This window comes from Candidatus Coatesbacteria bacterium (assembly GCA_014728225.1).
Lineage (GTDB): Bacteria > RBG-13-66-14 > RBG-13-66-14 > RBG-13-66-14 > RBG-13-66-14 > WJLX01.
The window spans coordinates 21556-32283 of sequence record WJLX01000047.1; the positions used below are offsets into that span (position 1 = coordinate 21556).

General features: G+C 64.0%; 7 protein-coding genes. 5 read left to right on the forward strand and 2 right to left on the reverse strand.

Translation table 11 applies throughout. The annotated features are described in order from the left end of the window. The first annotated feature begins 62 nt into the window (after positions 1-62). The 5 genes from GF399_03515 (at position 63) to GF399_03535 (ending at position 7523) form a co-directional block, all read left to right on the forward strand. On the forward strand, positions 63-2861 hold the full coding sequence (locus GF399_03515) for a S8 family serine peptidase (GenBank protein ID MBD3399381.1): 2799 nt from the start codon (positions 63-65) through the stop codon (positions 2859-2861). 291 nt (positions 2862-3152) lie between these two features. After that, positions 3153-3293: a hypothetical protein gene (locus GF399_03520; GenBank protein ID MBD3399382.1), complete on the forward strand. Its 141-nt coding sequence runs from the start codon at positions 3153-3155 to the stop codon at positions 3291-3293. A 57-nt stretch (positions 3294-3350) separates the two neighbouring features. After that, positions 3351-4403, forward strand: coding sequence for a hypothetical protein (locus GF399_03525; GenBank protein ID MBD3399383.1), 1053 nt, complete (start codon positions 3351-3353; stop codon positions 4401-4403). Beyond that, the gene (locus tag GF399_03530; GenBank protein MBD3399384.1) at positions 4336-4974 is read left to right on the forward strand and encodes a hypothetical protein; all 639 of its coding nucleotides are present in this window, start codon (positions 4336-4338) and stop codon (positions 4972-4974) included. Before GF399_03525 ends, GF399_03530 begins: the two co-directional genes overlap by 68 nt. 215 nt (positions 4975-5189) lie before the next feature. Next, positions 5190-7523, forward strand: a complete 2334-nt coding sequence (locus GF399_03535) for a hypothetical protein (protein ID MBD3399385.1) — start codon at positions 5190-5192, stop codon at positions 7521-7523. A gap of 242 nt (positions 7524-7765) precedes the next feature. On the opposite strand, the gene GF399_03540 is transcribed toward GF399_03535, so the two are convergent. Then, entirely contained in the window at positions 7766-8983 is a 1218-nt protein-coding gene (locus GF399_03540) for an L-serine ammonia-lyase (GenBank protein MBD3399386.1), read from the reverse strand. A gap of 772 nt (positions 8984-9755) precedes the next feature. After that, entirely contained in the window at positions 9756-10568 is an 813-nt protein-coding gene (locus tag GF399_03545; GenBank protein MBD3399387.1) for a hypothetical protein, read from the reverse strand. Positions 10569-10728 lie beyond the last annotated feature (160 nt).

Below are 10728 nucleotides of genomic sequence, written 5' to 3' on the forward strand. Positions count from 1 at the left end.
GAGTATATCTGTCAACAATCTCCGGACCCCGACCCGGTGAAACCTTTGAGAAAGCGGTGCCCATGCGACGTCTCACCACGCTGTTAGTCCTTCTCGCGGCCCTGGGAGCCACGGCCGCCGTCAGCGGTCCCCACCTCGAGCATAAGCTGCCCGCCCTGGCCGAGGGCGAGCTGCTGTGGATCAACGTCACCCTGGCCGAGCAGCTCGAGCCGGCCGAGCTGCGGCGCATCGGCGCGGGTCTCGAACGGGAGGCCGCCCGCCGGACCATCGTCGCGGTGCTGAAGGACTTCGCCGCCCGCGAGCAGGCCGAGCTGCTGGAGCTGCTGCGCACGAAGGAGCGCGCCGGGCTGGTCGACGACGTCACCACCCTCTGGCTGACCAACATGATCGCCTGCCGGGCCGAGCGGAGCGTCATCGCCGAGCTGCTGGAGCACCCGGCCGTGGCCCGGGTAGAAACGGGTTCGGACCGTCCCGACGAGTTCGTCGGCGTGGCCCCGCCCGAGCCGGAGATCGCCTGGAGCGTCACCAAGGTCGGCGCCCCCTTCGTCTGGGACGACTACGGCTACTATGGCGACGGTGTGGTGGTCGCCGTCTCGGACACCGGCGTCAACTACCAGCATTACGACCTGCGCGGTCACCTGTGGACCAATGACGACGAGGTGCCCGACAACGGCGTCGACGACGACGGCAACGGCTACGTCGATGATTACTACGGCTACTACTTCGACGGTGCCGGCGGCGGTGACTGCGATCCGCTGGACAACGACGGCCATGGCACCCACTGCGCCGGCTCGGTGTCCTCGGACGGCTCGGCGGGCCTGGCCTGCGGCGTGGCCCCCGAGGCCCGGATCATGAGCCTGCGAACCTACATGTTCGCCACCCACCAGGGCGAGGTCTCGGTCTGGGAATCCTGGCAGTACGCCCTGGACAACGGCGCCGACGTCAGCTCCAACTCCATCGGTTGGAACTACGGTTGGAATCCGGACCGGGCGACCTGGCGCGCCAACGCCGAGGCCGCCACGGCCGCCGGCCTGACCATCGTCGTCGCCGCCGGCAACGACGGCCCCGACCCGGAAACCATCACCTGTCCCGGCGACGTGCCCGGCGTTATCACCGTCGGCGCCACCCGGGACGACGATGTGATCGCCGCCTTCTCCGGCCGCGGCCCCGTCGACTGGTCCAGCGTGGCACCCTACTACGACTATCCCAACCTGATCAAGCCCGACGTCTGCGCCCCGGGGGCCGACGTCGTCTCGCTGGATTACGCCGACATCACCGGTTACGCCTGGGGCTGGAACGGCACCTCGATGGCCACACCCCACGTCGCCGGCACCGCCGCGCTGATGCTGGAGGTCGATCCCGGACTGACCCCGGCCGAGATCAAGACCAGCCTGGAGAGCTACGCCCGCGAGCTGGGTGATACCGGCAAGGACAACACTTACGGCTCCGGCCGGATCAACACCTTCGCCGGGGTGTCCGATTTCGTCGGCTCCCCGGTCCTCGAGCTGCTCTTCGACGGCTACGGATACGTCGACGCCGGTGACGGCGACGGCCTGGTCGAACCCGGCGAGACCATCGAGGTCCACTGCGACCTCTACAACCTCAGCCTGGTGACGGCCACCGGACTGACCGCTGAGCTGACCAGCAGCTCCGACGAGGTGACCCTGGTCGACGGCAACGACGATTTGGGCTCCCTCGGCCCCCTGGAGACGGCCCGGGCCGAGTTCACCATCGAGGTCGACGGCGACTGCCCCGAACCCGCCGGCCTGCCGCTGTCGGTCAACTTCCACGCCGACAACCCCTACGACGTCGACCGGGAATTCGAGCTCTACGTCCCCGGCTACGGCCTGGAGGAAGACTGCGAAAGCGGTCTCGAGGCCCGCTGGCGCCCCATGGACAACGACGTCAACACCTGGGCCCCCAACGACGAGCAGGCCCTCTACGGGCAGTACTCCTTCAGCCCCAACGAGCCCGGCGGCGGCTACCAGCCCGACCTCGATTGCTCCCTGGTCTCGCTGCCCTTCCACATCGACGACGAGCACAACGTGCTGACCGTCTGGTCCTACTACCAGCTCGAGGGCGGCCATGACGCCTGCAAGGTCCAGATTCGCTACACCGGCGACGAGCACTGGACCAACCTGCACACCATGTCCGGCACCGTTGATCCGCAATGGATGCCCCGTCACAGCGACCTGTCGGCCCACGAGGGCCAGACGGCCCAACTGCGGCTGCAATTCTACTCCGACAGCGACGATACCTTCCAGGGCCTCTGGCTGGACAACATCTACGTCGTCGATCACGAAGTCGGACTGGACGAGGCCGCCCTGGGCGCCGTTGCCGGCGCCGACGGCGTCCTGCTGAGCTGGGACTTCGACGGCGAGTTCGCCGGACTGGAGATCTACCGCGTCACCGAAGCCCCCGGTCTCGGCGTCGACGACGAACCGCTCAACGAGCGCTTATTGACCGCGCCCCGTGGCGACTATCTGGATCGCGGCTACGCCCCGGCCTATGTCTTCGCCGTTACCGAGCCCACCGGCAACGTTCGCCGCCTGGGTCCGATCCAGACCCTGGGAACGCCGCCCGTCGAGGAGCGCAGCCTGCTCTACACCCCCTACCCCAACCCCAGCCGCGGCCCGCTGACCGTCGAGTTCGAGCTCTCGAACGCCGACGCCGCCGGCAACGTCCTGCTGGCCCTCTACGACCTGGCCGGACGCCGAGTACGGACCCTGAGCGCCGGCAGCCTGAGCCCCGGCCGCCACCAACTGTCCTGCGACTGCAGCGGTCTGGGCTCCGGGGTTTATCTGCTGCGACTGCAGACCGCGGCGGGCGACCTGCTGCGCCGGGTGGCCCTCGTCCGCTAAAAAATGGAGCGCTAAACCGGCCAACGGAGCGCGCCGACCGGGCGCGCTCCGTTTTCATCGCCGCAGTGCCGCAGTCTGCAGCGGGCCTTCTCCCCACAGACGAAACACCCTCCTTTGCAACCCCCTGCAAATAGGGCGGTTAACCGACTAGAAAAGCTCCATCATCCACTCTACCCTTGACAAGTCATCCCACAGCGGGTACTCTTTCTTTACAGATTCTGCCAAACACGCAAACGGATCGTCAACTAGATAAACCAGTCTAGATAAACCAGTCTAGATAAACCAGTCGAGATGAACCAGTCCCACCGCCAGCACCATCTCCAGCTCATTACCGGGGCCGTCAGCGCCGAGCGCTGCTGCGTACCGTGTTCGTCGCTGCTGATGGTCAACTGGATGATGAAGCACCACGGAGGTGGTCGTCGGTCGGGCTAGGCCCAAGGCAATAACTGGCAGCAAATCCGACGACCGCCCCGCGAGGGCGGTTTTTTGATGGGGTCGACCGGAACTCACCGGCGAGTGGTGATCCACCATCCGCCCCCGGGGCGGAGAAAGGGAGGTGAATGGTGCGCAAGTCAGACAGATCGGCGGCTGAACAACTCAACAACTACTGTAGGCTCTACATCAAGGGCAGGTTGGGTCACAGAATGGCCGGAACGGGCTTGCGTCGACCGTCGAGCCGCTCGGGACACGGGGAGGTCGAGGACGATGCTGGCCGAATCCCTTAGCCGCGGCGAGGTCTTTCTCATCGAGCTGCTGCCGCCGCGCGGGCTGCGCGTCGGGGCCTTCCTCGAACGGGCCCGGCGCCTCTGGACGCCCCTGGTCGACGCCTTCAGTCTGGTGGATATGCCGCTGGCCCGCCGGCGGGTGAGCCCCTGGGCGGTGGGCCGGCTGCTGCGGGACCGGGGGATTGAGGTCCTGGTCCACTTCAGCCGCACTAGCCGCAACCTGCCCCGCCTGGTGGGTGACGCCCTGGGCTGCGGCGCCCTGGGTCTGGACAACCTGCTGCTGCTCTCCGGCGACGTTCCCGCCGGGGGCGATTTCCCCGACGCCAGCCGGATCGACGACATCGGTCTGGTCGAGGGGCTGGCCCTGGTCAAGGGCCTGAACGAGCGCTTCACCCTGGGGGCGGTTTTCAGCCCCCACGACGATCGGGAGCTGTTGCGCGCCCGGCGCAAACTGCGCTCCGGCGCCGACTTCCTGATCTCCCAACCCGTCTTCGAGGCCGCCGACGTTCTCAACCTGGCGGGAATCGTCCCCCTGGACAGGATCGTCGTCTCGGTGGCCTTCTTCAAGTCTCACAGGCAGGCGGCCGCCTTCGCCGAAGTGCCGGGGATCGAGTTCCCGGCGGACCTGGCGGCGCTGGCGGACGCCGACGACGAAACCGTGGAGGCCTACACCTTCGCCCGCTGCGCCGAACTGGTGAAACTGCTGCGCGGCAGGGTGCTGGGCTTCTGCATCTCGGGAGTGGTCAAAGATGGTCAACGTATCGCAGAGCTGGCAGAACTGGCGAAAAACACTCGAATTGGCAGCGTCAGCGGTTAGGATTCCCGCCCGGGCGCTGACGCACCGGCTGGGCTTCAACCCCGGGCTGGGTGTGCCGCGGCGCTTCGCGGATCTGCTGGAAGACAACGAGCGTCGGGTCCGTGAGGCCGCCCGGCCTCGGGCCGTTTGGCGCAACCTGTTTCTCGATGCTGATGCGTGGGACGGCGGGTTGCTGCGGCGTCTGGACGAGCGCGGGCGTCGGCGGCTGGGGCGCTGCGAAGTGCTCAGCGTGTTCCTGCTGACCCTGGGAGCCGGTGTCGACGAGCTGATCCGGGAGCGGCAGCACAGCGGCGACACCCTGGGAGCTTTCCTCTGTGACGGCATCGCCGCCGAGCTGGCCGAGTACGCCGTGCGCGAGATCGATCGCCGGCTGCGTTTCCGGGCGGCCGGGGAGCGCTACAGCGGCTCGCGCCGCAGCTCCCCCGGATACCCCGGCTTCCCCCTCGAGTTGAATCGGGAACTGGTCGAGGTTCTCGACGGCGGGGAATTGGGGGTGGTCTGCGACGGTTCGAGCTACGGCTTCCTGCCGCGCAAGACCGTCGCCGGCCTGATCGCCTGGCGCCGCAACTGAAGCTGGCGCTGGGCTCAGGCGCGTGATATGGTAGCCGTCGTCGGGGGCTCGTCAACCCGCCTGCCACCGGCGGTGTCACGTTTCTTGCAATCCCCCCGGCCCCCGGTTCCCGTCCGCACGGCTCGGTGCCGGGTGGTCCCGCCGCCGCGGGGCAGCGGCAGGCAAGAAACGCGCCACCGCCTGCTCGATACACCGTTGAACGGGAGTCGCGAAGTATGTTCGAGCTGCGTCAAAGACTCATGCCCGGCAACCGCCCCCTGCTGCTGGACGGCGCCCTGGGGACGGAGCTGCTGCGGCGCGGCTGGCGGAAAGCGCCCGAGGCGGCGGTCGGGGAGGCGCCGGAGCTGGTGCGCTCCATTCACGCCGACTACGTCGCCGCGGGGGCCGAGGTTCTGCTGACGGCCTGCTTCGGCGGAACACCCTGGCGGTTGGAGCGGCAGTCCGTCGGAGCTTGGCGCCGGGTGTTGACCGACGCGGTTAACCTGGCGCGGGAGGTGAGGGCGGGTCGCGAGGTCGCCGTCTGCGCCTCCCTGGGACCGACGGGAGAGCTGCCGTTCCCGCTGGGCGAGCGGCTGAGCGGCTGGTATCGCGACCAGTTTCACCGCGCCGGCGAGGTGTTGTTGGAGGCCGGTGTCGACGGCTTCTTTTTGGAGACTTTCGGCGATCTGGGCGAGTTGAAGCAGGCGGTGGCGGCGCTGCGGGAACTGGACGGGGAGGTTTTCCTGGCGGCTCTGGTCAGTCCGGCGGACGGGGCGCGGACGCTGACGGGCTCCCCGCCCGAGGTCGTCGCCCTGACCCTGGGCGAGTTGGGGGTGGATTGCCTGGGTCTGAACTGCGCCCGGGGCCCGGCGGGGTTGCGAGAGCCCCTGCGCCGCTTGCTGCGGGCGACGGCGCTGCCCGTTGCCGTGGAGCCCAACGCCGGTTTGCCGCGGACTGGCGGCGGCGGGGTGGAGTACGGGCTTGCTCCGGCGGCCTACGCCGCGGCGACCGTGGAGCTGGTCGAGGCCGGGGCGGCCGTCGTCGGCGGCTGCTGCGGAACCACGCCGCAGCACATCGCCGCCCTGCGGGAGCTGCTGGAGGGTCGGCGCATCGCTGGGCGCGAGGTCCGACCAGCGTCGGGGATCTGCTCAGCGAACCGCATCGTCGGCTTCGGCGACGGCGCGCTCATCGGCGAGAAGCTCAATCCGACGGGGCGGCCCAGGCTGCGGCGGGCGTTGCGGGACGGGGAGCTCGACTACCCTCTGAATCTGGCCCGGCGTCAGGTCAACGCCGGCGCGGCGGCGCTGGACTTCAACCTGGGTCAGGAGAGCGTCGTCGAGCCGGAGTTCGCCGAGCGCCTGCTGCTGGCCCTGGCCTATCAGGTCGGCGCTCCCGTGGTTATCGACGTCCAGGATCCGGCGCTTGCCGGGCGCCTGCTGGCGGCCTATCCGGGGCGGGCGCTCTACAACTCCAGCCGGGCGCTGCCCGGGGAGTTGCGCGACAGGGCGGCCCTGGTCCGGCGTCACGGCGGGATGCTCGTCGTGCTGGCCATGGGCGACGAGGTGCCGCCAACGGTCCGGGGTCGCCGGGCCCTGCTGGGTGGCGCGTTGCGGCTGTTGGAGCAGCTCGGTTTCCCGCCGGAGCGCTGCCTGTTCGATCCCGTGGTCACGGCGGCGGCGACCGGGCAGGGCGTCCGGCCGACCCTGGAGACCCTGGCCTGGCTGACGCGCCGGGGGCTCTCCAGCATCCTCGGCGTCTCCAACGTCTCCTTCGGCCTGCCCGAACGGGGCGCCCTGAACGCCGCCCTGGCGTCCCTGGCCCTCGAGGGGGGAGCGAGCGCCCTGATCTGCGATCCGACGGCGGAGGCGCTGCGGGATCAGCGGCGGGCGACACTCCGGCTGCTGGGCCGGGAGCGACCGCGGTCCCTGGAGGATTATGCCGACGAACCGGCGGCCGTCCGGTTGCTGCTCGAGGGCCGGGCCGGGGATTTCAAGAACCTGTTGCAGGGTGGCTCAACGGCCCCCCCCGCCGCCGTCGGCGGGCTGCTGCGGCCGACGATGGAGCGCATCGGCGAGCTCTACGCCGCCGGCCGCATTCACCTGCCCCAGTTGATCCTGGCGGCCCAGAGCGCCCGGCCGGCGCTGGAGCTGGTCGAGGAATGCGTCTGCGGCGGGGACAAGCGCGGCGTCGTCGTCTTGGCCACGGTGCGGGGCGACGTCCACGATATCGGCAAGGCGTTGATCAGCGCCGTGGTCGCCGGAGCCGGCTACCGGGTGATCGATCTGGGACGCGACGTGCCGACGGCGCGGATCGTCCGGGCCTGCGCGGAGCACGCCCCCTTCGCCCTGGGGTTGTCGGCGATGCTGACCACCACGGCGCCGCGGATCACCGAGATCGTAGCGGCCCTGCGCCGGGCGGGCCTAACGACGCCGGTAATCGCCGGCGGGGCGACCCTGGACCGGGACAGCGCCCTGGGACTGGGGGCCGACTACTACGCCGCCGACGCCGCGGCGCTGCTGGGGATTCTACGTGAGCTGGAAGGTGATGGAGCGGATCGACGGGAAGCGTAGATTGACTCCGGGGAGCCTTCATCTCCGACGAAACCGGAGAACGGTGCAGGCTCACTGCGGGCGGACTTGTCCACTTCGCCCGTAAAGAAAGCCGGGCGGGCTCTTGCCCCGCCCGGCAGACCGGGATCGTACCCGTCCAAGCCGCCGATTCGCCCCCGGCCATCAGTCACGCTCAAGGCGAGGGGGCGGCCACCCAGCCCTCCGCCCGACCGGCACCGCCGCCGCCGACAACCGGTGCTTGCTCACTCCCCATCCTCTTCCACCTCGCGCCAGTGCTTGGCCAGGCCGCCCGTCGAGGTCTCGCGGTAGAGCGGGTTGAGGTCGCGGCCCGTTTCGACCATGGTGGCGACGACCTCGTCGAGGCTGATGCGGTGGCGGCCGTCGGAGAGGGCGGCGTAGGCGGCGCACTCCACCGCCCGGCCGGCGCCGACGGCGTTGCGCTCGATGCAGGGGATCTGGACGTAGCCCTTGACCGGATCGCAGGTCAGGCCGAGATGGTGCTCGATGCCCATCTCGGCGGCGTATTCGGCCTGGTTGGGGCTGCCGCCCATCAGCTGCACCGCCGCGGCGGCGGCCATGGCGCAGGCCGTGCCGATCTCACCCTGGCAGCCGACCTCGGCGCCGGAGATCGAGCCGCGCTCCTTGACCACGCAGCCGAGGAGACCGGCGGCGGCCAGGGCGCGCCGGACCTTGGCCCGCGACAGCTTGTACTGCCCCAGCAGATAGTAGAGAACCGCCGGCACCACGCCGCAGGAGCCGCAGGTCGGCGCGGTGACGATCCGCCCGCCGGCGGCGTTCTCCTCGCTGACCGCCAGGGCGTAGGCGAAGATCCTGCCCCGGTGCTTGAGCACGCCCGAAGAATGCTGGGCCTTCGTCAGGTAACTGGAGGCCTTGCGCGGAACGCGCAGCTCGCCGGGCAGGACGCCCTCGGCCTCGACGCCGCGCTCGATCGACTCCACCATCACCCGCCAGGTCTCATCGAGAAAGTCCTCGATCTGCGCCCCCTCGTGGATGTAAACGTACTCCCAGAGGTGGCGGTTCTCCCGCCGACACCAGCGCAGGATGCCGTCCATCGAGTCGTGGGGGTAGACCCGGGCGGCGGGGACGTCCCAGTCCTTGTCGGTCTTGAGCTGGCCGCCGCCGACGCTGTAGTACAGTTCCTCGGCGATAACAGCGCCCCCGGCGTCCCGGGCCTCGAAGCGCAACGCGTTGGGGTGGCGGGGCAGAAAGGTCTCCGGCTCCCAGTGCAACTCCAGCCGTCGCCCGGCGAAGAAATCCCCCAGGACCTCACGGGTCAGATGGCCCTTGCCCGTGGCGGCCAGGGAGCCGTAAAGGGTGACGCGAAAGGCGCAATCCCGCGACACCCGCGCACTGAACTCCTCGGCGGCGCGCCGGGGGCCCATGGTGTGGCTGGACGAGGGTCCGTAACCGCTGCGGTAGAGCTGTCTGAGTCCTTCCATGGCTTGCTCCGCTGACTGGGGCTCGCGGTCGGGTGGCGATTTCGGCGGTAGTCTACCACAGCTCCGCCCCGACGGCGGGACCACCGCGACTGTCGGCTTGCTTTTCAAGCCGTTAGCGGACTTGACAGGACTGAACCGACGAGGCCCCCCGGTCGGGGAGCCTCGCAGGCGAATACGGTTACTTGTCATTCGAGGGCGCCGGCGCATTCCGGACAGAAACGCTTACCTCTTCGTGTTTGCTGGCTTTTTTATTTCTTCTATAATCTTTGTTCTTATAATGAGAAACTTTTGTGTTCCTAGGGACCCTTGCCAACAAAACCTTATTACAGTTGACAATGATGAATAAGCCATTGTTTTTATAATATCTATAACTATTATATTTGTATTAATGAACAATGAGTACATGAACTTCATTGCAATTATTGACCACAAAGACATAACCGTAAGAACTACTAGTATAACAGTTTGGTATATATAAATATATGATTTAATGCCACCCTCTTTCTTTTCTGAAAGTTTTCTTATTTCATTGGTCTGTAATATTGATGTTGCATTCGCGAGCCATGCAAAAGTCATTCCTATTAATAGCCCGAATAGTGGAAATAGTATTGTTCTTGCTACATTAACAATACTGGTTTCAATAAATACTGTTAATAGAAAACCTATTAACAGATCATAAATTATCCTATAGTCAAATATCCTATATAAACCTCCGTCATTTTTTTTGAAAAACCAACTCCAGAATGATATGGACTCTTTAATATTATTTGTATTAGCCATTATTAAGTCTTATTTCATCGAACTTTTGTAATATTTTTGAATGTATAAATTGTTTTGTTTCATCATTATCTTCAACGTTTTCAGTGATACTTACACTTGCTATACTTTCTTGAGCTCTTATATATTTTGCACCTTTAGTACGAATTGTTGATTTAAATCCTTTAGTTGATGCATTTCTAATAATTTTTTCAGTTTTACTTTTATTTAGGCTTCCACCTGTTGCATGAAGTGCTATTTTATCAGCTTCTATTTCTTCGACTAGTTCCTGTAATGGTTCAATAAAATCCGAATCGTCGTCGAATACGTTATTTTTCCTTTTAATAGTTACCCACAATTCATCGATAGACTCTCCTTTATCAAATACATCTAATATTTTAGATGGGTCTTTTACAGACATAATTGATATTTTATATCCTTCCATACATGCATTATTGAATACCTGTTCAAGTTTGTTAGCTATAACGTGCGTATTATGCGATATTCCAGTATTTGCAACAGCTAATATCTCATTTTTATTATCCATTATTACGTGTGTATATATTGCATGTTTTTGTTTTGTATTTATAAAATTACCGTCAATATAAGAACCTTGCTTTTTCTTTTGAACTTTACCGAACCTAAAATAATACAAATAATCCCCAAATTTTGACATATTTCCTATTTTCCATATTAGCTTGGTTCCGATTGATATATCATGTATTTTTTCCATTGATGCATTTAAAATATCTATAGGCTTAGCTTTTTTGTGATCAAAAACCATTTGTTGATCTTTATATACTTTAATTCTATAAATATCAAATCGCAAGACTATACCCTCCTCTTTATGATATACTTTACAAAATAAATAAAAAATGGTCAAGTAAAAAAAGCGAACACTATTTATTCTGGTTTTGTTTGCTTCTTACCGAGGGGCTTCGCGGCGGCGCGCTTGTCGCCCGGGGGCCGCCGGCGGGCGGCCGCCGGAA